17 protein-coding genes are annotated in these 23,030 nt (G+C 43.7%); 6 read left to right on the top strand and 11 right to left on the bottom strand.

What is annotated here, in order from left to right; translation table 11 throughout:
• Positions 1-142 precede the first annotated feature (142 nt).
• From WA1_RS03935 to WA1_RS03925, 3 genes are all read right to left on the bottom strand, one after another.
• Complete coding sequence (locus WA1_RS03935) at positions 143-5,680, bottom strand: CARDB domain-containing protein (RefSeq protein WP_081402834.1); 5,538 nt, start codon at positions 5,678-5,680, stop codon at positions 143-145.
• A 289-nt stretch (positions 5,681-5,969) separates the two neighbouring features.
• Positions 5,970-6,323: a four helix bundle protein gene (locus WA1_RS03930; protein ID WP_272819061.1), complete on the bottom strand. Its 354-nt coding sequence runs from the start codon at positions 6,321-6,323 to the stop codon at positions 5,970-5,972.
• A 49-nt stretch (positions 6,324-6,372) separates the two neighbouring features.
• Positions 6,373-7,761, bottom strand: a complete 1,389-nt coding sequence (locus WA1_RS03925) for an RNA-guided endonuclease InsQ/TnpB family protein (protein WP_066612698.1) — start codon at positions 7,759-7,761, stop codon at positions 6,373-6,375.
• A gap of 180 nt (positions 7,762-7,941) precedes the next feature.
• On the opposite strand from WA1_RS03925, the gene tnpA reads away from it, so the two are divergent.
• The 3 genes from tnpA to WA1_RS03915 all read left to right on the top strand — a co-directional run bounded on the left by tnpA (position 7,942) and on the right by WA1_RS03915 (position 9,870).
• On the top strand, positions 7,942-8,355 hold the full coding sequence (gene tnpA, locus WA1_RS03920) for an IS200/IS605 family transposase (protein WP_017750190.1): 414 nt from the start codon (positions 7,942-7,944) through the stop codon (positions 8,353-8,355).
• Positions 8,356-8,521: 166 nt separating this feature from the next.
• Complete coding sequence (locus WA1_RS59340) at positions 8,522-8,647, top strand: hypothetical protein (RefSeq protein ID WP_017743371.1); 126 nt, start codon at positions 8,522-8,524, stop codon at positions 8,645-8,647.
• A 62-nt stretch (positions 8,648-8,709) separates the two neighbouring features.
• Positions 8,710-9,870 (top strand): hypothetical protein, encoded by a 1,161-nt coding sequence (locus WA1_RS03915; protein ID WP_017743372.1) that lies wholly within the window; start codon positions 8,710-8,712, stop codon positions 9,868-9,870.
• Positions 9,871-10,074: 204 nt separating this feature from the next.
• Here the strand turns inward: WA1_RS03915 and WA1_RS03910 are convergent, their stop codons facing one another.
• The 4 genes from WA1_RS03910 to WA1_RS52240 all read right to left on the bottom strand — a co-directional run bounded on the left by WA1_RS03910 (position 10,075) and on the right by WA1_RS52240 (position 17,007).
• Positions 10,075-12,153: a recombinase family protein gene (locus WA1_RS03910; protein ID WP_017743373.1), complete on the bottom strand. Its 2,079-nt coding sequence runs from the start codon at positions 12,151-12,153 to the stop codon at positions 10,075-10,077.
• 5 nt (positions 12,154-12,158) lie between these two features.
• A complete protein-coding gene (locus WA1_RS03905) occupies positions 12,159-12,512 on the bottom strand; it encodes a hypothetical protein (protein WP_017743374.1) in 354 nt (117 codons plus the stop codon).
• A 29-nt stretch (positions 12,513-12,541) separates the two neighbouring features.
• Positions 12,542-14,521 (bottom strand): CARDB domain-containing protein, encoded by a 1,980-nt coding sequence (locus WA1_RS03900; RefSeq protein ID WP_066612695.1) that lies wholly within the window; start codon positions 14,519-14,521, stop codon positions 12,542-12,544.
• Positions 14,522-14,838: 317 nt separating this feature from the next.
• Entirely contained in the window at positions 14,839-17,007 is a 2,169-nt protein-coding gene (locus WA1_RS52240; protein ID WP_017750179.1) for an SBBP repeat-containing protein, read from the bottom strand.
• Positions 17,008-17,107: 100 nt separating this feature from the next.
• Between WA1_RS52240 and WA1_RS56590 the strand changes: the two genes are divergently transcribed.
• Positions 17,108-17,251 (top strand): hypothetical protein, encoded by a 144-nt coding sequence (locus WA1_RS56590; protein WP_158516591.1) that lies wholly within the window; start codon positions 17,108-17,110, stop codon positions 17,249-17,251.
• A 638-nt stretch (positions 17,252-17,889) separates the two neighbouring features.
• On the top strand, positions 17,890-18,219 hold the full coding sequence (locus WA1_RS03890) for an ArsR/SmtB family transcription factor (RefSeq protein WP_017741621.1): 330 nt from the start codon (positions 17,890-17,892) through the stop codon (positions 18,217-18,219).
• A 59-nt stretch (positions 18,220-18,278) separates the two neighbouring features.
• On the opposite strand, the gene WA1_RS03885 is transcribed toward WA1_RS03890, so the two are convergent.
• The 4 genes from WA1_RS03885 to WA1_RS52235 form a co-directional block, all read right to left on the bottom strand.
• Complete coding sequence (locus WA1_RS03885; protein ID WP_017741620.1) at positions 18,279-18,521, bottom strand: hypothetical protein; 243 nt, start codon at positions 18,519-18,521, stop codon at positions 18,279-18,281.
• 191 nt (positions 18,522-18,712) lie between these two features.
• On the bottom strand, positions 18,713-19,027 hold the full coding sequence (locus WA1_RS03880; RefSeq protein WP_017741619.1) for a hypothetical protein: 315 nt from the start codon (positions 19,025-19,027) through the stop codon (positions 18,713-18,715).
• 67 nt (positions 19,028-19,094) lie between these two features.
• Entirely contained in the window at positions 19,095-21,593 is a 2,499-nt protein-coding gene (locus WA1_RS03875; protein WP_017741618.1) for a DUF3769 domain-containing protein, read from the bottom strand.
• Between the two features lie 213 nt (positions 21,594-21,806).
• Positions 21,807-21,923 carry a photosystem II reaction center protein I gene (locus WA1_RS52235; protein WP_081402832.1) on the bottom strand — a complete coding sequence of 39 codons (117 nt, stop codon included), beginning with the start codon at positions 21,921-21,923 and terminating at the stop codon, positions 21,807-21,809.
• A 447-nt stretch (positions 21,924-22,370) separates the two neighbouring features.
• Between WA1_RS52235 and WA1_RS03870 the strand changes: the two genes are divergently transcribed.
• Positions 22,371-22,718 carry an ArsR/SmtB family transcription factor gene (locus WA1_RS03870; RefSeq protein WP_017741617.1) on the top strand — a complete coding sequence of 116 codons (348 nt, stop codon included), beginning with the start codon at positions 22,371-22,373 and terminating at the stop codon, positions 22,716-22,718.
• The last annotated feature ends 312 nt before the right edge of the window (positions 22,719-23,030 follow it).

The following is a 23,030-nucleotide window of genomic DNA, read 5'->3' as shown; positions in this document are numbered from 1 at the left end:
ATAAAGCATCTGATTGTACAAGCTCTCTATTATTTTGCCCAAATGTCAGCAATAAGTCCAAAAATGCCTCAAAACCTCTGTCAACTTTGGAAACAAATCCTCCCCTGTTTTATTAGGGAAGGATTTTTCCATGAGGTCTACATCAAGTGGTGACAAAAATGTCACTAGTGCCAATTGTTGGTTTATTTGATAGCATCGCTACCTGTACCACCCCAAATGCAGTCTGGTTACCATCGGCATCAAAGAACAGAGCACCTGTAGTAGTGTTGTAGATAAATCGCTGACTAGAGTTAGTTGCTGCTACTGCACCGCTACCGATGAGAAATTGACTTGAGGTAATGGCTTCCCCTACAGCTAACGCACCACCGAAACCAGCAGCAGAAACACGGAGTGTATCATCAACTACCGAGAAGTCGGTAATGCTATCAACTCCAGTGTTTGGGTTGTTGAGAACGAAGATATCAGCGCCAGCACCACCAGTAAGTACGTCATTGCCAAAACCGCCAATGAGGGTGTCATTGCCCGATCCCCCAAGCAAGGTGTCATCTCCAGTGCCACCATCAAGAGTATCTCTTCCCGTACCGCCAATGAGGGTATCGTTAAGAGCACCACCTATCAGCAAGTCATTGCCCTTTCTACCATTGAGGATGTCGTTACCATTCCTTCCAATGAGAATATCTCTGCCAGGAATCCCAATTCGGGTCATCGGAAGAACATCATCTGTGTCGTCATTAATGGTGATGGATGTCTGAACGCTCTGAGGAGCATCTTCAGTATTGCCCGCGTTGTCACGGGCACGGCTGTAGAAGGCGTAGCTTTGACCAGCATTGCCAGTGAATGTAGCTTCGGTGAGAGTAGTGTTTTCCAGCCAAGGAACAAATGCTCCGCCATTGTCTGAGACGTAAATAGTAAAACCAGCCAAAGCTGACCCATCCGTATTGTCACTACCAGACCAACTGACTGAGAAACTGGTGTCGTTAGTCGCACTTGGCAATGCGCTGACAGTGCTTGTAGGTTTACTCTTGTCAATGGTGTTAAAAATTGCTGGTGTGTCAATGGGTTCGTTAATATCGAAGATAATGCGTGCTTGAGCGTCAATAACTGCACCGTTCTCAACACTCGATTTGGGTTTTACGGAGTAGCTGACAAAGCCGTCACCTTCAGGTTTGGTGATGTTGGGTGGCAAGAAACCTTGCAAGGGATTGGTTGGCTCTACTCCAGTGGTGGGGTCTATGGATGTCAGTTCCCAGAACGCTTGCCCTGTAGCAATATCAATACCCGCGACGACATCTACGTAGATTCCTTTAGTAGCAGTTAAGTCCAGGCGGGTTTGATAGAAAGCTCGGTCGACATCAATCTTATAGTAGACAGATTGTCCTTGGAAGAGCGTTCCAGTTTTTGAGACATCCAATTGCAGTGACTCGACATCAATTGATACTTTGTCTAAAGAACCACCAATGTTGTTATTTTCATCGTTTTCTACAATGGCGTTGCGAATATCGCTCTTGACAATAACGTGATAGTCGCCAGGGACTACACCAGGTAAGGGAGCCGTTATACTATTGTCATAATAGCTGTAGTCATTGCCAGGAGCAGCTACGTAGCTTACTGGCGCTTGGCTACGTCCAAAGAAAGTATCATTTATATCCCACTTATCATCAGCAGAAAGGTAGATTGAGTCATACCAAATACCTTGAGCCGCATTTGGTCCCAAGTTATTAATCGTGTAACTGATGGTGGCATCAAGCCCAGGAACGGCATTGACAGGGACAGTGATAGTACCGACACTCAAGTCAGTAGGGTTCGGCAAACTCACCTGCACGGAGTTCCGGTCATAATTCAAATTGTTGCCCACCGTGTTGCCTTCTCCACCGCGCTCGTATACCTCATTGCCACCATCAGCAACAACAAAGACGTAGAATGGACCAGACAACCCAGATGGGATTTTGAACAGTTGGTTTTGTTGCGTGTACGTCTCCCCTGCTGCTAAACCGCCAACACGGTATCGGTAGTCGAGGTAGATATCGCTACTGCGGTCAAAATTTTGGTCGCGAGAAAGGTAGATGGCATCGTACCAACGCTTGTAGCCAGTAGCAGCACCATCGTTGCGGACAGTCCAAGTGAGATTAAATAGCTGACTGCTAATAGCATCAATGGGTGCATCAACACTTTCCACCACCAAATTAGGAACTTCACCCAGGGTAATAGCAGTGGTGTTGTTGGTTGCTTTGTCGTTGTTGTTTTCTAAAGAACCTTCCAAAACCCGATCATTATACTCACTATTGGCACTGTTATCTGTGCGGACAATGACGTGATAATTACCCTTAAGGTCTATTGGCAGGTTAAAGGTACCAGAACCGTCATAAGAGCCAAATTGGTCTAGAGCACCAGAATGGAAAACTTGTCCCAAGTAAATGTCTTGTTGAAAGTTGAGTTGGGTGTCGGTAGAAAGGTAAACGCTGTCGTACCAGGAGTAGGCATTGGTGCGACCAATTCCGAAGTTTTTCACCGTCCAATTAACAGCGAGCTTGTCTGTTGATGATACAGAAGGTGTCGCATTAACTCCAGTCACTTGCAAATCGGGAGTGTCTCGATTGACGGTAATTAATTGGGATTTATAGTTATTGCCAAGAGCATTTGCTTCATAGACCTGAGCGTTAGCATCAGTCACAACAAACAAATGGTACTGACCTGACATGGTGAAGGGAATGGTAACCAGTTCGTTGCGTTCGTAGAAATCCCCAGGGTTCAACAAACCACTTCGGTAAGTACCGTCTATCAAACTTAATGTATCGCTGTGGTAGAAAGAACCTAAAACAACGTCATCGTCGTTGCCTAAATTCGGATCACCAGACGCAATTATTTTGTCAGTCCAAGCTCTGACAGCAGTGTCACCAGTTCCAGTGTTAGCAACAGTCCATTTGATACGGCTCGCAATGCCTGCCTCAAGAGTTGTGGGAACATCGATCGCCGAAACTACCAAATCTGCGGGACGTGATGAAACTGTAACGACTCCGACATTGTTACCAACATTGTCGTAATTATTAACATTGTTGTGATTATTCAGTTCAAAAACGTCATTGTGCTGGTCAGTCACAACAAAGACGTGGAAAGTACCACTCAGCCCATCAGGTAGAGTAAAGGTAGCAGAGCCGTCATACCATTTGTTGGGTTCATCTATGTCTAAGCTGCCATGATGCCTAATTTCACCCAATAACCTATCCGTGCTGGAGTTGAAATTAGCATCCTCTGATAGATAGAAAGCATCAACCCAAGAATAGTTGGGAGTAGCGGTTGAGCCATTGTTGGTAACACGGTAATCAATGGTCAGGGCATGGCTAGCCAAAGCTTGAGTTGGAACGTCTACCAACTCGACTTCCAAGTCTGGCGGTGGTGTGAGATTAACAGTAGTAGGTGTAGGTTGGGCAACAATGTTATTGGCGTCGCCCGCAAATTCCAAAACCTGATTGCCAGCGTCAGTTCTAACAATGAAGTAGAAATTTCCACTCACTCCTATTGGCAAAGTGACATCCAAACTAGTGGTGTAGCTGCTAGTAGCTCCATTAGTGCTGTTAGCATCATAAACATCAAGGTCGCCGTAGTGGTAACGAGAACCCAGGAAGTACTCCTCATCGCCATTGCCCAGGTAGGGGTCAGCTGACATATAAACTTCGTCATACCAGCTGTGCTGAGAGGTTTTGCCAGGACCATTATTGACAACAGTCCAATTCAGGGTCATCCTCTGACCTGAGAACACTGGGGAATGTTCGTTGACAGTCGGCTGTAAGTCTGGCGGTGGAGTCAGTTCAATGTTGGTGGGTGATTCTGTGCTCCGAAAATTGTCATCCTCGTTTTGATATTCGTAGACATTATCGTAGTAATCAGTTTTAACAACAAAGTAGTAGTTGTTGCCCTCAATATTATCAGGCAAGGTAACCTCTAAACTATTGTTATAGCTGTGTATGCCGCTACCATATTTATCCAAGTAGCTAAAGTTAGAAGTTTGACCCAGGTATGTTTCTTGACCGTTTAAAGACAGGAAAACGGCGTCATACCAAATTGGAGCGCTAGTTGAGCCAGTTCCTGTGTTTTCTACTACCCAATCAATAGTAATTTTCTGACCGGAGAAAGCTGAATCGGTTCGAGCAGTAACGCTGGATACTTTCAGGTTCGGAAAATCACTCTTGCGAATGTCGATAGGATTGGAGGAAATACGAGTATTGTTGCTCTCTTGACCGTGTTCGTAGACATCGCCACCAGCATCCGTCTTAACAACTACCCAACGATCGCCTTCTAGATCGATAGGCAAGTCAATGAACTGTCTGCGCTCAATTGGCTTGCCTGCTTGAATTGTTCCTTCAAAGGAAAAAGATGCATAAAAATCGCCGTTTCCGATACTTCCGTCTTTCGACAGATAAACGTTATCGTGCCATACTCCAGTGGCATCTTTATCCCCTCCGTTGTAGATTGTCCATACAATTTCCAGTTTTTGTCCGGATAGTCCCTCAAACGGAGTCACAACACTAGTGACCTGCAAATCGGGTATGGTCGGTAATGTCAGGTTAATTGGTTGGCTGAATTTGTTGTTGTTTTCATTAAATTCCACTTGATTGTATGAAGTATCTGTCTCCACCCAAATATAGTAAGTCCCGTTGGAGAACTGCGGATTTAATGGTAAAGGTACGGTAACTGTTTTGGAATAAGAAGTACCAGAATTTAACGGTGTATCTCTCTCTACCGATACAGATGTCAACTCAATTCTAGGGCTGTCAAGCGTTGATCCTTTGCTAAGCCAAATCCGATCTGTCCACCTCGAAGCAACAGTTGATGAACCAGGATCGCCAGCATTACTGACAAAGTAAGTAACATCAATGGTTTGACCAAATTGGGCAGAGGTTGATGGAACAGCAGTCACCGATTCAACCACAAGGTCTGGTGCAGCTATAAAAATCGGTACTGGTTTTACATTGTTGGTTTCCAATAGACCTTTAGCTTCATTCGTTTCTCCTTGGTCTTGATTTGCGTCTGTTACAAACAGTAAGTACTGATTTCCTCTGATGTAGCTATCATACTTAGGTATGGTAATCAGTTTGTTGTTGATATTGTAACTTGCAAGACCAGCTAGAGGTGTGTGAGTGTCAATGAATTCACTGTATAAAAGAGTGTCTCCATTAAGCTTGTCATCACTTGAAATATATACGCGGTCATACCAATTAGCTGGAGCGGCAGCATCACTTGTATTTTCGACAGTCCAAAAAACTGGTATTTCCTCACCCCAAGTAGCTGTCCAAGTGGTTGTACCTGGATTTGGTCTTCCAGCCTCTTTTACCGTCAAATCCGGTGCTTCAATTTCAATAGGAACTGCGTATGTATTGTTAGTTTCATTACTCTCACTTTGATTACCAATCAGATCTCTTGGGTTACCAGTTGCATCTGTGATAAACAGCAGATACCGCTCTCCAGTCATTGTGGTAGGTATGGTAATAACTTTGTTTTTAATGCTGTAAGTGCTGTCATTACCATTATTTGCCTCTAGAGGTGTTTGCTCGTCAATAGATACACCGTATACATATGTATCGCTATCATCCCACGATTGGTCACTAGAAATATAGATGCGGTCTACCCAGTTAGCTTCAGATCGGTAACTTCCTTGGTTTTTCACAGTCCAACTCACTGACATTTGCTCGCCTATAATGGCCGTACTCTTGTTTTGTGCAATACTAGCAGATTCAATCAGTAAATCTGGTGTATTTATTTGAATTGGTACAGCGTAAACATTGTTAAGCTCGTCGGTTTCTTGTTGCCGTAGGTAACTCCCACGGTGTGTTCATATTGCACCTCATTCAAGTAAGTTTAGGGCAGGGGGCAGGGGGCAGGGGGCAGGGAGAAAAAAGCAGGGAGAAGGGAGCAGGGTGCATGGGGGAAATATTCTCCTTTTGCCAGAGAGTACCCCAGAAAGGGGGAAAGAATTAGCGCTTCAAAACCCAAGGTGAAGGATTATTGATGATGGTGACGAGGATGCCCAAAACCTGGTTGTAAGTTCCATAAAGTTCTCGACCTGCCTCAACATCTAAATAATCGCATTTGATAGCAAATTTGAGCCATGTTTGAGTTTCTGCAGCTTCTGCTTCCGACTCGTTTAGCTTAGCTAGAAAAGCTGCTTCATAACGCCGTTTTCTCCATGCCTCAGCAAGATTAGCACAAACAGAACGTGAAGACCGACGAATTTGGTCAGTCAAGGAGTACCGTTCTTCGACCGGAAACTGCTTTGATAGTACAAAGATTTTCATAGCAGCATTAAAAGCCATCTGGTAAACTGCCAAATCTTCATGACTTTTTTTGAGTTCTCCCTCGGTTGAAACACGAGGGATTCTAAATGGATGTTGCTACGTGGTCTAAAGACGCACTTCGCAACGAATTGCGAAATGAATTCTTTAGATCGCGGAACAAGTCATACCGATGTGGCAGACTCAAAACTGCCCTACCCACCTTAACTAAGACAAGTCCTAGCTGTGTGGCTACTTTACGCATGATGTTGGCTGCGCCGTTGCAGTCAGCATTGATTACAAAACCAAGAAAGGTTTTGTAAAGACCACGTTCAATTCTTTCACCTGATGGCTTCCATCCGTTGGGTTTCTCACCAAATGTAGGTAGCAAGTCATCATCAAGAAATGAACTCTTGGATGTGTAGCTCTCTTCGGTAATTGTTAAAACAATTCCGTACTCTGGACAAAGTTGTTTAAGACGTTCAATCAATCTACCCGTTGGAATGGGTACAAAATTTTGATTGCCACGCTTGCCCATATCAGAACCATTCTTCTGTCCCTCATTCCAACCAATAATAAGATTTCCCACACCATCAGCGAGGCATCGATTAATAATAAACCTAGCTGCTTTATTAATGGCATCTCTCATCTGGTTATTGCGTTTGCGTTGAATCCTATCAAGGTTAGAGTCCCAGTAAAAATCTGACTTCCCTTGCTTATATTTGGCAACAAGACGGCAGTAACCCTGATTCATTGAACGTAACTTTCTACCATCAATAATTAAGCTCTGCCCAAGTGTTGAAACACCTGTTAACCAATTATTTCCACCGTGGTCAAAACTCCAAGCTTGCGTGTAAACAAGATTGGGATTCATCTCAATTATTTGCTTGCCATCATCAATTACCCAATTAATCCAAAACTGACCGTAACAAGGACGAACTGTCACTTCCTTCACCCAATCTGAATCAATGAATTCTGGTAATGGTAAAGCAATTTCAGCTAACAAATGTGGTTTAGTTTCTCTACTAATCGAAGGATAAAAACAACCATTTTTGTAAGTAAGTGCTTGCCTTGGGAACGTAACTGCCGCCAGTCCACCGCTTTTTCTATATTGTGGTAACGATGGTTTATCAACCTCACCTCTGTAATAAGCATTAACAAGTCCGTTGTAAGAAGTAATTGACTCACCAATAGATTTCAATGTTTGCTGTGCAGCCTGTGCAGCCAAAGCCTTGTAATGTGGATTGTCTTTGAGAATTTTATCAAGTTCTGGATAAGTAGTATTGCATCTGTAGGTTTTCCATCCGTGGCGTAATTCATCACCTTTCCAGTAGGTCGTGAAAGCATTACCCGACTCTTCAAGTCTTGAATAATGAGTTTGACGAACATGATAAAGAGCGCAATTAATCAAACTGTTAGCGTGTTGGCACTGGTCTAGCCAAAACGCTTGTTCAATATCTGTAAACCTTGCTTTAACTGGTAAAGTTTTGTACACCTTGTCACGGGGGTCTTACACGTACAAAAATGGGGCAGCCTTAAAAACAAATTGTTCATCTGTATTAGGGATTGCAACCTCAGGAAGGCTGCCCCATTTTTGAGGGGACAATGCGTCGTCATCACCTCCTGTCGTTTATTATATTAGTTACTACATATAAAGTCAACAATACTCCGGAAAATGGCAAAGCTCTCAAAAGAAGACCATGACTACAGAAGAACGGAGAATTCCGTGTCCTCAATCAATTATCATTTTGTATTTGTACCAAAACGACGAAGACCCGTATTGGTCACCGATGTGGCAAGAAGACTGCAAGAAATTATTTTTGAACTAGTGCAAGAACACAACTGGAGACTCATTGCATTAGAAATTCAACCCGACCACGTGCATATGTTTATTAATGCACCTACAGATGAAGCGCCTTCACAGATTGCTAAATGGGTTAAAGGTAGAGCATCCCATCATCTAAGAAAAGAATTTCCAGAACTTTTAAAACTACCTGCTTTGTGGACTCCAACCTACTTTGTAGCGTCAACAGGTCAAGTTAGCACAGAGGTAGTTAAAAAGTACATTGAGAACCAGCGTGGGAAGTGAGACAACAGGTTAAAACCTGTTGAGTCGGGTTTCATCCCCTGGCTGAAGCGCAGGGGTTCTCACCCTCCCATGCTGTTTTGATAGGTTGTTTTTCCATTTTCCCATCTTCTTCTCAGAGTGCCCTGTTTCCTCTGACTCGCTCTATTGTCTACTACTTTGATAGCTAATGGGTCAAGATGAAGCAGGAGAGCAGAAAAAAGAGGCAGGGGGCAGGGTGCAGGGTGCAGGGGGAGGAACTTTCTCCCTGCTCCCCACTCCCAGCAAAGCTGCTTCTTCTTTGGTAGCCCACTAGTAAGCTAAAAGTGAGCCTTATGGCTGTAAACTAGTGAAGTAAAAACTATTGGGGTCAGTTGTATGGCAACAGAAAATCCCCGTGTAGCAGCCTACCCACCACCATACGTCTACGAACGGCTGGTGGAATTTAAGCGTTCTCAAGGATTAAAGTCAGATTCTGCGGCTATCGTGGCAATTCTTGAGACTTACTTCTTTGGTAGCATACCTAATGTGCTACCAAGTGAGCTATCAGGCAATCCAAAGCGGATTGAGGATTTAGAGGTGAAGGTGAGCAGTCTGCTTGAGGATGTAGCATTACTCAAGCAGGCAATGAGTCAGTACACTCGTCTATCATCTGGTGAGCTACTTTTAGCCAACGAAGCGCGGCATCAGTCTGACAACTACGAGCACTTAAGTGAGCCACCAAATAAATCGGACAACACAACCTTTGACTTGACAAACGAGTCTGTACTTACCTCCGCGAATACATTTATAAGTGAGTTACAAACAACTGGGGCAGATGGCGACACTCAATTAGTAAAGTCATCTGTTCGTGAAACCGCACCCGTCAATAGTGAGCTAGTAAGTGAGTCACTATTAGACGTGCCAACTGGCGAATCGATCTTAAACTATCCACTGGTTGAGGAAAACACACCTACCAACGGTGAGTTGATAAGTGAGCGACTAGAAAGCACACCAGACTTTGTGAAAACGGCTGAAGTTATTGAGAAGGAACTCGGAGATACATATGTAGCAATAGATGAGTCACTAGCATCTTTCAACCAATTAGTAGTGCCGAAGCAAACAAGCACTTGTGAAGCAAAAGAATTTTCAGTCGAATTCTCCTTAAGTGAGCACAAGGGTGAACCAACAAGAGTCAATATCTTAGAAAAATCGGAAGGTACAGAAAATCTGACAAGTGAGCCACTTAGTGACTCTCTAAGTGGACTATCACTGGCCGAAGAAAATAATCATCGCCAAGTACCATCGGTCAATAGTGAGCCACTTAAGTGCCCAAGTAGCTTACTTCAGTCCGATGAAAATCTAAATTCCCTGAAAGTACCACTTCACCTTACAGGTGCAGCGTTAGCAAGAAGACTAAACGTTTCTCCCAGCACCATTCGTCACAAGAAAAACTCGCGAAATTTTGGACAATGGACTTCTCTTCATGACCCAGATGGAATCGCCTGGTATTTTGATGGTCAAAAATTTATCGAAAAGACCTCACCAGATATACAGTAATATCAAGTCCGGTTAAAGACCGATCGTCAAGACCGCAGCTTTGCTCTTGGCTGGGAGCAGTGGGAAAGAGGATTTCCGGCTTTTGCACAGATCGCCTTTTTGATAACTAATCAGCTCGACATGATATAAAACCCCTTAAGTACAAAATTACTCGAAGGGGTACACGACTACAACTATGATTTTCGGCTCACGACTTTAGGAGAATTATTCAGATTTAACTGGTACGCGGCGGATTTTTTGACGTAAAGTCTCTAAAACTTCTGGTGTGACTATATACCACCAGGGACTTCTATCCGTTTCTTGAAATGCCTCAATAATTCCTTTGTCTCGCCAGTAATAGATGGTATGAATTCCAACACCCAGTTTTGACGCCAGGGCACTGGTGGAATAATAACCTTCCGGGCTAACCCCCGATTTCGCAACAATTGGGTCGCTTAAAGGCTTGTAAATCCCAAATTTCCAGCGAATCCAGGCGATACCTTTTTTCGTAAAAGCACGTCCTGTACCACCCACCAAACCTCGGCGATTCAGTTCCGAGGCAATTTCGGTATCAGTTCGACCCTGTGCTAATTCTTCAATGAGTTGAATGACTTCGTTGGGTGTTCGGAATTTTTCTGCATTTGTTGGACGTGTCGCAATCAGCTCACTTGTAGCTCCTGTATGCCAGAGTATTTGGACACGAGTGGAACGTTCTGGAGCATCAATTGGGGTAATAGCAACTTGTTTTACTAACAACCCCAGTATCTCTTTACGCTCTTGGTTTGTCGTGCAACTAGCGTGCCAAAGTGTGGGAATATCATTGGCTAAGTGTAAAATTTGTTGCCGTTGCGCTGCTGTTAATTCCAGCCTTTGTACTTGGTGGGCGAGTGAGTATGCCTCTTCTAATTCCGTCAACTGTTGTAATTTTTCATTCCACCGTCTTTCTAGTGTACGGGCGACTAGACGATTCTCAGGCTCGGTGGCATCATATTGTCGGAAAGCTCTGTCAGCTTCATAACGTGCCCTTTCAAGCCTGAGTTGCCATGTTTTATCTGTCTCATGTGCTTGATTTTCCAACTCCGACAACACAGCAAGGGAAATGTCAAGTTGTTCAGACGTGAAAGCTTCAAGTACATGAGCTGCAACAGCTGTATCAATTGCTGCTCCTGCAACACTCCAACAAACACCCATGTTACCATCTTGTTTACGAGCTTGGGTACATTCATAAGCCGCTCTACAACCACCCGTACCGTGATACCTTGGACTCATCCTTCGACCGCATTTACCACAAATTACTAAACCTTGCAGGAGCGCAAAGCCAACTCTTGGTGTGCCTAGAGATCCATCAGAGATGGAATTTGGGCTGTTTTGTCTCAGTTGCTCACGATTAGACAAATACTCAGACCAACTAATGTAAGCTTCGTGAGCATTGTGGATAATTACTTTCCATTCTTCTTGGGGTAGTTGCTGGATTTTAACCTTCTTGATTTGCCCATCCTCAATGACATTCAGGCTGCGTCGTCTACCATACACATAGGTTCCTGTGTAAGTTGGGTTGTGCAGTAGGGCTGTTATACGACTCAGGTTGGCGGGTCCCCAATGAAGTGTACCAATCTGCCCAGGTCGCCAACGCCTTCTTGGGAAAGGAATTTGGTTCACACAAAAGTAGCGCATGACCCCAAACGCGGTTCTCAACCGGCGGAACTGTTGAAAGGCTAGCTGTATCGCCGCAACTACACCTTCATCCGGGTCTAATACTAATTGCCCTTCAGGGTCGTATACATAGCCAGTCGGTGGAGAACAACGCAGTTCTCCTTTTTTGGCTTTATTGAGTTTGGCTCCCTGTAAACGTAAACGCATACCATGCAGTTCCGTGTGACTCCAAGTTCCCTTAAACCCCAATATCACTCGGTCATTAAAATCATTTGGGTCGTAAATCCCATCATGGTCAATTATTAAGGTATCTGTCAGCGCACAGATATCTAAAAGTTTATGCCAATCTGCTTGGGAACGAGAAAATCGTGACGCTTCCAAAGCAAAAACTGCACCAACTTCTCCTAAACCCACCGCCGCCATAAGTTGATGAAAATCTTCTCGTCCTGCTGTGGTTTGACCACTTTTTCCCAAGTCCCTGTCTAAAACTTTGATTTGGCTTTTATCCCAACCCAAAGCACTAGCACGGTCAGCCAGAGCATACTGCCTTTGTGTACTTTCACGGTTAAATTCGACTTGTATTGGTGTCGATTGTCGTAAATAAACAATGGCACTCCGTTCCAGATGAGTTTTTCTGATTTTATTGTTCATCAGTCTTACTCCTTGTCTGGACATTTAGTGGGCTGGTTTTTGACAGCATTTTGTCCACCAGCTGTGCTGTCAGTTTGATTAGTCGTTGCATACGTTCTGAGCTTTTTTCTGGTAGAACGCACTGCTTTCGCTCCTGTTGTGTCATTTGTTTTCTTGTGTTCAGCTTCTTGATCTTCTGGAACACAAGACAATTTCTCTAGCACGGATTTTGAACGAGCCGCCATCCACTCGCTCAAGCGCAGTAATTTCTCAGGGTCAAATAATCGGGTTGTATCTGCTCTCATTACACCACCTTCTGATAAGGAGAGGGTGGTTTCTTCTGCAGGTAAGGACAAAAGTCCACCGTCTGGATGTTCCACGATTATTTTAATGGTCTTACCGACTTTGCTTATCTGCCGCACAACCACTGACTGACCGTACAACGGATGAATGGGATTCGTGATGGTGACAGCAGATCCCAAAAGTGTATTGAAGTTGTGTGCAGTCTTAGTATATCGTTCCAACTGTCATATCCATCAGCTACAAACAGCAAGTATTGAGGACCCTTAGCTGTGGTTGGTATAGTAATAACTTTGTCTTCACTGGTATAGCTAGCACCAGTAGCTAGCGGCGTTCTTACAGCAATACTAGTTAAAGGTGTATCTTGCCAGGATTCAAAAGTTGTATTGTTGGATAGATAAACGTAATCGTACCAGTTGGCTATTGCTGCACCATTTCCTTGATTGGTAACAATCCAAGAAACTGGTATTTGCTGTCCCGGAATGGCTGTAGGGGGAAGGGAAACATCTGGGTTTGTTGTAATGGTCAGGTCTGGGGCTTTAAACTCTATAGGTATTGGGTAGACGTAAACGTTGTTACCTTCATCGGTTTCCCCTTGATTATCAAAATCATCTGCTACAAATACTAGGTACTTACTCCCAAGGTATTTCTCGCTTCCACCTGGAATAGTAATGTTTTTTTGAATCTTATACGTAGCACCGGGAGCCAATGGTGTATGCCGATCTATGTACTCGACATCTATATCAAAGGACAAGTCTTGTTTATCAAAATAAGGGTCACTAGAAATATAAATGCGATCGGACCAATTATCAGGAGCAGGAATATTATTACTTTGGTTTTTGACAGACCAAGAAACTGATATCTTCTGACCCCAAGAGACTTCACTTGGCGGCTGTCCATTTTCTATATTGGCTTCTATGATATCTAAATCAGGTGCTTTGACTTCAATAGGTATGGCTAATACATTGTTAGATTCATTAGATTCAATTTCTTCATTGTAATAATGATATGAAGTGTTGCCATAAAATCCATCTACTTCAAAAATTAAGAATTTATGTCCCGGTTTTATCTGCGACAAATTAATGCTTTCAGTTATTTCATAGCTGGTATTAGGCATCATGGAGTTTTCTAAATATTGACTCCACGAATATATTGCTCTATCATTTTCATCAAGTTTATTATCATCTGAAATATAAACCGTTCCACGGCTTATGTCTTCTAGTAATGCCCCACTTCCTTGGTTTTTGACATTCAAAGTCACTGAAATATTTCCATCCGAAATGGGAACTTCACCTAGAAGTATTTGAGCCGACTCAACTATCAAGTCAGGCGGTAGTTTATTATTAAAACCAGTGCTAAAGTTGATAACTTGTCTCTTTTCTTCCTCTGTCATTCCCGCTAAAGCATTCATACCCAAAAGTGCGAGCTGGTCTCCTTTTGCTAAGGCAGTCGCGACATCGGAAGTGCGGGCAATAAAGTGCATGACAATTTGAGTTTCGCCCGGAGCCAATTGTAGCCTGTATATAACATCAGAAGAATTCCCATTTGAAACCTGATAAGGACGATAACCACCCGTTCCAGCTATGACTCGAACTATATCACTAGTATTGTTATCGCTTATACTATCTAAAACTAACCAGTTATCATCCAGGTTTAATTTGCTGTTTCCACTTGAGGTTTTGGTAATATTTGATGGCAAGTTATATGAGTTATTGTAAACCCTATGGTCATATTGCCAAGGTTCTGAATATGTATTTTTGACAATATCTAAAATCCGAACAAAGCCAGAGTTTTCTGAAACGTAGACTTTTCGTGATAGTGAAATTTCCGAATCTCCACCGTATCCATTCCCCAAATATCTGGGAGCTACGACAACTTCACGACCATTATCTTCCGTATAAGCATCGGCGCTGTGATAACTGTAAAAGTTGTTGTACAATCCTCCATAAGATTGAAAATATTGCTCGCCTGTATCTGAGTTGGCTGCTATACGACCGTATTCCAATTCCCCGTCTGCTGTGATTTCCCACGGAAAAGCATCTCCATCAATTAAACTAAAGGGTAGGTTAATGGGATTGTTATTACTCATAAGAATGCTCCGGAATTTTCAAATCTTTTATTAATGTTTTTTAGGCAGTCTCAAATGCGGTTAGCTAACTTCGCCGATTTAACTACTTCCTTGATAGGGCTAGTGTCATCAAGGCAAACCTTGTCAAATCTTGCGGGAAATCAAAGCAGTTAAAACCCTTATTCTTTCGGACAACGGCTGTCATACTTTGCCTCTTTTGAAACTAAATCCGCAAAGATTAGTAGCCAATAGAGTGATAGCCAAAATGCATATATTGCTTTGATTCGGTCAACTGAACTATTTAGTCTTTAGTAACACTCACCCTCATATTGGACCAATTAACGGTACTTAGTTATCCAAGCATCAATACTTCCAGCATTTGTTCCGCTTAAACCACCGTCGGTATCTCCAGTAATGTAAACATGACCACCACTGGCAACGGCGATTCCATTAGAAAAGTCATCACCCTCTGTACCAAACTGCCTGATAAATAGTGGGTTGCCATTGCTGTCATACTTAGCCACCCACGCATCAATACCTCCCGCATTGGTTCCCCCCAAAGCATCATCGGTATCTCCGGTAATGTAAACATAACCAGCACTGTCAGTGACGACACCATAAGCAAAGTCATCACCAGCGCTCCCCAGTTGTTTTTTCCATTGGAGTTCGCCATTAGAACCGTACTTCGCTATCCAAGCGTCCTGACCGCCCGCATTGATTTTCCCCACAGAACCAGAGGTATCTCCTACAATGTAAACATTAAGAGCAGTATCAACAGTGATGCTATTGGAATAATCTTCACCCTCTGTACCTAGTTGTTTCGTCCATTGCCATGTTCCACTGCCGTCATACTTGGTTACCCAAGCATCAACACTTCCGGCATTCATTCCCCCTAAAGCGCCAGAGGTGAAACCTGTAACATAGACATTGCTAGCATTATCAATTGCAATACCATTGGAAACATCCAATTTAGAAGTACCCAGTTGTTTTTTCCACTGTATTGTTCCACCACTGTCGTACTTGGCTACCCAGGCATCAATATCTCCTGCATTTGTTCCCCCCAAAGAATTGTCAGTGTGTCCCGTAATGTAAACATAACCGGCACTATCAACAGTGACACTGTTGGAGAAGTCATCGCCTGCAGTACCCAGTTGTTTTTTCCACTGCTCCGTGCCATCGCTGTGATACTTGCCTACCCACGCATCAATACCTCCTTTATTACTTCCCTCCAAAGCACCAGAGGTGAAACCTGTAATGTAAACATTGCCAACACTATCAGCAACACTGTAGGAGAATTCTTTGCCAGCAGTGTCTAGTTGTCTCTTCCACTGTATTGCGCCATCGCTGTTGTATTTTGTTACCCAAATATCCTGACTCCCGGCAAGAGTTCCCCCCAACGACCCGTCAGTATAACCCGTCATATAGACATTGCCAGTGCCATCAACAGCAACACTATAGGAGGAGTCATCACCCTCTGTACCCGTTTGTCGAATCCACTTTTGTGAGAGGTTGGGTACACCAGGGCGTCCCTCAAGTTGACCGTAGAGTAAAAAGTGGTTGTATGCTTGAGCATAATTGTAACCAGCTGCTTTCAAGTCAGCATTGGAATCCAGATAGAATTGCACATCGAAAGATTGTGAAGATGCGCGTCCCTCACTTAAACCATGAGTTTGGAAGTGGTTGTACAATTGCCAATTGGAAAGATTTGCATCTCTGAGATCGCCATAAGTATTGCGATAGTAATTGACATCAACGGTAGCAGAAAAGGAGCGCCCTTCCGCCAGACCGAACAGTTCAAAATGTTCTAATAACTGTCTACCACTGAAGCCTGCACTTACCAAGTCAGAATTCTGAGCCCGGTAGTAATTGACATCAAAAAACTGAGAAAACTGTCGGCTTTCATTCAACCCAAAGATGAGCAGGTGTTCTAGAGCTTCAAGGCGATCGTTTTTGGGAGTGCTACTGAAGGCTGTCCGGAGGTCAGAATACTTAGTCAAATAAAAGTCTGTCTCAAAAAATTGTGAAAACCTTTTTCCTGACGCTACACCAGCGTAACTCAAATGGTCAAAGAGTTGTTTATTGTTAAAGTTTGCCAAGTCACTATTGGCTGCTCGATAAAAATTCAGATCGACTAACGGCGAAAATCTCCTTCCTTCCGCTACACCAGCGTAATTCAAATGGTCAAAGAGTTGTTCGTTGCTTAACCCAGTTAAATCGTCATGAATACCCCGGTAAAAAGAAAGATCTACAAATGGGGAAAAGTGTCGTCCTTCTGCCACACCGTAATTTTGCAGATGGTTAAATAAATTCCGGTTGTTAAAACTAGCTAGATCGCTATTAGCAGAACGATAGAAGCTGAGGTCGGCAAGTGATGAGAAGGCTCTGCCTTCATCCAAACCATAAGCTTGGAAATGTGAAAAAAGTTGGGCGTCTGTTGTCAATCCAGCCGCCGCGAGATCGGTATTGGCAGCACGATAGAAATTAGCATCAAATGGGTTGTTTATCATTTGTACGAGGTAGTAAATCTAAGAAGTTTCAATACGTTAGAAGGAGTTACAGTAGCGGCTCTAGTAACAATGTCCGTAAACAAAGGGAGCAATAATTGGTATGCCTGTATTGCCCGCGATCGCAAAAGGTGTTGAGCGGCACACAAATCTACACCAGATAGCTTTGGGGTCTATCTGGTTTCTTAGTTCCCAATTTCTAGAGCGTTTGTACAGTCATCTCATGCCACCCAGTTTCTTTAAGTAATGGGAACGAAAATTCGGTCTTAGCAGGGACAGAAACAGAGTTTTTTCTGCTCAATCTTGAATAATGAACAGACGCTCTAGCAATTGAATCCAAACAATGAGTATTTCTGCGCGGTTACAGTTAACCGACTCATCAAATACTCTGATCTGATACAATTCTTCTTCCTATTATTAAATGTCTCAATGGATAATAACAGCGAAATTTTACTGACAAGTGTCCGGATGAGAAAAATTCAGTAGAAAGGCTGAAGTTTTTGCTTTTGTTTTTAAATTCTTCTCACAAATGTTTGGGCATTTTGTAAGAAAAGTGTAAAGTTCGAGGTAGCTGATTGGAGATTGTTCGGTAGTCGTAGGGCTTTGATTTTGCGGCTGCTCTGATTCTTCTACCGATGCCGTTTGCTGTTGGAAATTCTTGAGTTTAAGTGCTTTTGGCAGTATTTTTGCTTGCGTATTAGGGCTAGAAGATTGAACTTGCTGTAGAGGATAACCAATGGAAAGATTCTCACCTAAAGATGCGGCACTTCTTGAAGCGGCGAGCGGCGAAAATTCAGGTGGAAAAGTTTCTGGCGGACTGGGTGCGGACAGTGTTTGAGCAACTTGTAACTAATTTTCAGTTGAAGGTTTTATGAGGAATGAGAAATGGTCGTAGTGGAAACTCTTCCATCAGCCTTGGCACAAGTGGCTGATTATTTTAAAGTTCTTTCAGAAGTGAGTCGTCTCCAGATTTTGTGCTATCTCAAATCGGGTCCGAAAAATGTGACGGAAATTATTGAACTGACTGGGCTTGGGCAAGCAAATGTTTCCAAACACCTCAAAATACTCTCAGGTGCGGGAGTTGTAATGCGATCGCCACAAGGGGCTAATGTATTTTACGAGATTGCCGATCCCATGATTTTTCAACTCTGTGAACTCGTGTATCAAAGTTTATCTATCAGCAAGCCTTACTTAAAACTTTGTGGAGCTAGTTGAAAACTGCTTTCTACCAATCGCATCAACTTTTTGACAAAAGTTATAGTGCTGGATGACGATTATTTGCCTTGTACCGCATTGTTGAGCTGCTGGCGTTGTGCAACCTGAATTAACATCCTCAGTGCGTCATTCACTGCTGCATCATTTGGAAAAGCTTGGGCAACATCTGGATCTAAAAGCACTAAGTTTGTCCCTGCACGATATCGCTCAACATACTTTCCTCTCACACCTCCCTCCATTTGAGCAAAGTCATACTCAGAACGTAACTCGTCTTCCATTTCGTTCTCAACTTCCTTCTTCATAAAACCTCTTCTCCTGACGGGTAGCTTTTCGGGCACTGATAATTCGTATTACCTATGATATTATTCATACTCGAATGTTTAGACCGTGCCATGCTTTGGCTGGAAGGAGTTTTTTCAAGATTTTTCTGTTTCTTAAAAGGCTTTTGAGAGGAAAGTGATGAAGACAGGAGGCGGAGTAAAGCTACGATCCCTCATAGCATAGACCATCGACCTGTGGCATAACGAATAGCATCAGCATTGATCCGAAGAGCCAGTTCATCAAATTTTTCCTCTAAATCCTCTGGTGTATCCGCAATCAATCCATGCCAAAGCAGTGCATGAATCTCTATGTATGTGAGGCATGGCATTTGTACTAATTCAGGCTTAAATCCTAGTTCCTTTGCAATGTCCATTAACTCAGCAACATCTACTAAGGCAAGATTCACTGATAGAAACCGTTTACCTTGTTCTGGGATACCGCTTAAAGTCTTAATACCTTCAATTGTCGATTTCAGTGCTGCTGTCATTGCCTACGATCTCCGTTTTAAACCAGCAAATAAACTTATAGATTCCCTACTCCCTACTCCCCAACCCCTATCGCTGTCTAACACCACCAACGACTGGCTTAACTTCACTGGGATCGGAGAAAGGATCGGTTCCACCACTCCAGTTGAAATCACTGATTCGGAAGCTGATACCACCTAATTGCTGTACTGGGTTATAACGCAAGCTGATTCCGTAGGTACGGCGGCTGTATTCAACCACGTAGTCCGTACTGCTACGTTCTCCAGTGTCTAAGTTGATTGAGGTTTCAAATCCAAAACGAAATGGTCCGTAAATTTGTTGAGTAATCCCCGCCCTCAGCACTTTGTTATCAACGGAACGGTCAAACAAAAAGGGAGACAAACCACTGTTGAGACCTTGGGAATAACTAATCACAAAGCCGGTATAGTCAAAGAAGGGTCGAGAAAAATGACCAAATTGTCCTTGTAAACCAACCGTTGCAAACAAGGTACTTTGATTATCTCCACTGCTGTAATGACTGGTTGTTCCAGTTAATCCACCGAAAGCTTGCACGTAAGGAACGACTGGATTGGCTGTATACTTCAATCCTTGAGTGGGTGTAGCAGGTAATGGTTTTCCTTGCCATAGTGTCACCCCGCCGTTCAGAGCTGCACTGGCTTGTAGGCGAGTCAGCGAGACACGATTATTTCTCCGATCTACTTCTAGCAAGTCCGAGCGATCTGTATTAGCTTCGATCAATTGAGCACCTCCTTGATAGCTGAGGTTAAGACCACTCTTTCCTAAAGGAATGATGGGAGAGGTGAGAATACCTCCAAAGCTGCTTTGTACGGTTTGAAAGCCGAGTGTACCGTTGTAGAGTCGATCGCGGTAGCTATATTCCAGTGTAAGAGTGTGGGGGTTTTGCTCACCCAAAAGCAACTGGCGAAGTCGCAAACTGGCTCTGAGGTTATCTTCTACATCATTAAAGTCGAAACTGGTTAATAATCCAGTCCCTTCCAGAGATGTCCGTGGACTCACAGTGGCTCTTACTGTTGATTTTATACCAAATAGCGATGCGACATTTCCCGCACCACTCTGTACTGCTTTTTGAGGGTAGAACTGGGGCGTAAGACTGAATTGGACTCCTTGGGTGTCTATAGGTTTAAAACTCCGTTCAATATACAGCCCTCCCCGTTGGTCGCCATCATAACCAATTGAGAACAATCCCGGTGTGACTTCACGTTCCCTACGGTCAATCACCTCCTCATCCTTGGGAATTGGTACGGAGAACCCTCGGTCAAAAACTAAACGCTGTCTTTGCGTTTTGATGCGATCGCGTAAAGGTGCTTCCCGTGTCAGGGTAACTGTATCTGCTCTGATTTCCAATTCAGGCGGTGAAAAGGGGTCATTGGTCAGGCGGACATTTCGGGCTTGCCAACCTCGAGAGTAAAAATCAATTCTTCCTGCTTCAAAGCGGACTCGTCTGACTTGTCCTCCCTGTTTTGGTACGGGTATGTTGCTTGCACCTCCCCCACCTCCCAAGTTAACATTCAGCCCACCGGCGCTACCCGCTTGTAATGGTTGATTTTGTCTGATGCGATCGCTGAGAGGACGTGTTGGGACTCCTCCTGTCGTCACATCCGTGGGTAAAAAACTCAAATCCTGACCAGCGCTAGGGATAAAAACCTCACCACTGCCGTTGAGTAATTCCCCATCATCCTGAATAAAATTGTATGTAAACTTCTGTCCGCGCAGAACTTGGTCTCCCCGTGTCAGAGCAACATTGCCTTCGCCCACCGCAATCAAGTTATCCATATTAACTTGCACGCGATCGGCATCCACAACAGCCCCATCAAATCTGACAACCACATTACCCTCAGCCGTAATCACCCGCCGTTGCTCGTCATACTGCTGTCTGTCGGAAGTGACTTCAACAATTCTTTCTCCTGGTGTTGGGGTGCTGGGAGCAGGAGTTTTACCGGATGGTTGATTTTGTTGTGGTGTTGTGGTATTGTCTTGCGTCTCGGGAACCGATGGAGTTTGGTTCTTATCAGGTGGTGGCGGTTCGGTAACTTCGCCACGAACTTTGAATTCTATTTGTACTGGTGGGCGATTTGGAGATTGTTCGGTAGTCGTAGGGCTTTGATTTTGTGGCTGAGCTGATTCTTCTACCGATGCCGTTTGCTGTTGGGATAAATTCTTGAGTTTAAGTGCTTTTGGCAGTATTTTCGCTGGCGTATTAGGGCTAGAAGACTGAACTTGCTGTAGAGGATAACCAATGGAAAGATTCTCACCTAAAGATGCGGCACTTCTTGAAGCGGCGATCGGCGAAAATTCAGGTGGAAAAGTTTCTGGCGGACTGGGCGCGGACAGTGTTTGAGCAACTTGTAACTGGTTTTCAGTTGAAGTGTTCCCAGTTGTTTGGGAATCAAGCTTTTCCCGTCGTCCCTCAGACTTCTCTTTGTTCTCCAGCGTTGTTTCCGCAACTGGATTTAATCTGAGAGCGCTGACAGACGGAGTGGTGGGACTAGCTGATTGTACGGGTTCCACGATGGGAAGTGGTTCGGGCGGCAGAACTGGATGAAGCATATCAATCGCAAAAACAAGCTAACAAACAGCTAATAAATAGCCGGAAGGACAATACACTTTTTGCCTTCCGACTTTTGCCTTTTTCATAAAATTAGGCAAGCCGCCCGGAGGAGGACACTAGTTTGGGCGGGTTTCCCCACTTGACACAAGCGCTCGTAGGCTTATAGTGTATTCTGCCTTCCGGTAATCAATCGCGGACGATCTGTCGTAACTTTACTCGAAATCCCGACGACCAGGGTTACGAGCAGGGTCATTTGACAAAAATCCAAAGACGAAGAGAGTAATAAAGAAGGCAACAACTACATAAACAACGATTTTTAAAGTCAGCATTAGATATCTCCTGTGGGCTTGAGTGGCTCTCAGTATCTGCAACGCAGAAAACATAGCTCTACTATCTTACCCAACTCTGGTTCATTTTTAGGGGATTGGGCATGGGGCATTAAGGATTAAGGATTAAGGATTAAGGATTTTGGATTAAGAATAGGTTTGTGCTAATGTTTACCGCAGTTAGCCCATTTGTCCGGTAGTTGGCAGTTGGCAAATGTGTCTGACTTTTAAATGCTCCTTAATTTTAAGTTGTGAATTGGTTAATGTCTCTAGTTAGTGGACGTTTAGTTGAAGTGGATGTTTCCGAAGCGGGGGTTAGGAGGTAGGAACAAACTAATGCCCAATGCCCGATGCCCCATGCCCTACTTACATAGATTGTGATTTCCTTTACAACACTATATTCCCAAATGGTAATATCGTGGTTGGTTGTGGTTTTATGAGGAATGAGAAATGGTCGTAGTGGAAACTCTTCCATCAGCCTTGGCACAAGTGGCCAATTATTTTAAAGTTCTTTCAGAAGTGAGTCGTCTCCAGATTTTGTGCTGTCTCAAATCGGGTCCGAAAAATGTGACGGAAATTATTGAACTGACTGGGCTTGGGCAAGCAAATGTTTCCAAACACCTCAAAATACTCTCAGGTGCGGGAGTTGTAATGCGATCGCCACAAGGGGCTAATGTATTTTACGAGATTGCCGATCCCATGATTTTTCAACTCTGTGAACTCGTGTATCAAAGTTTATCTATCCGGCTTGAGGAGCAAGAAAAGCAGTTGGAGTTACTTAAAACTTTGCGGAGCTAGTTGAAAACTGCTTTGGGCCAATTGCATCAACTTTTTTGCCAAAGTTATTCCCTATTTCTGCTAAAAGTATTAATATAACTTAATGTACTTACGTGTAATTTTTTGTCACGTCACTTAAGTCTTTTTACCTGAATGGAGTCAACTTCAAGAAAGTTTATGCCTGAACTTCTGATGGAAGTTCAAGCCAGCTTGCAATTGGCAATACCTCTAGTTATTGTTCAAATATTGGAAGCCGCCATTCCTTTGTTGGATGGGATGATGATGGGCTTACTGAACGGTCAAACTTTAGCGGCGGGGGGGGTGGGGGGGGGG

The organism is Scytonema hofmannii PCC 7110, from assembly GCF_000346485.2.
Lineage (GTDB): Bacteria > Cyanobacteriota > Cyanobacteriia > Cyanobacteriales > Nostocaceae > Scytonema > Scytonema hofmannii.
Note: the sequence above shows the minus strand (reverse complement) of the source record. Positions and strands in the feature narration are given on the sequence as shown.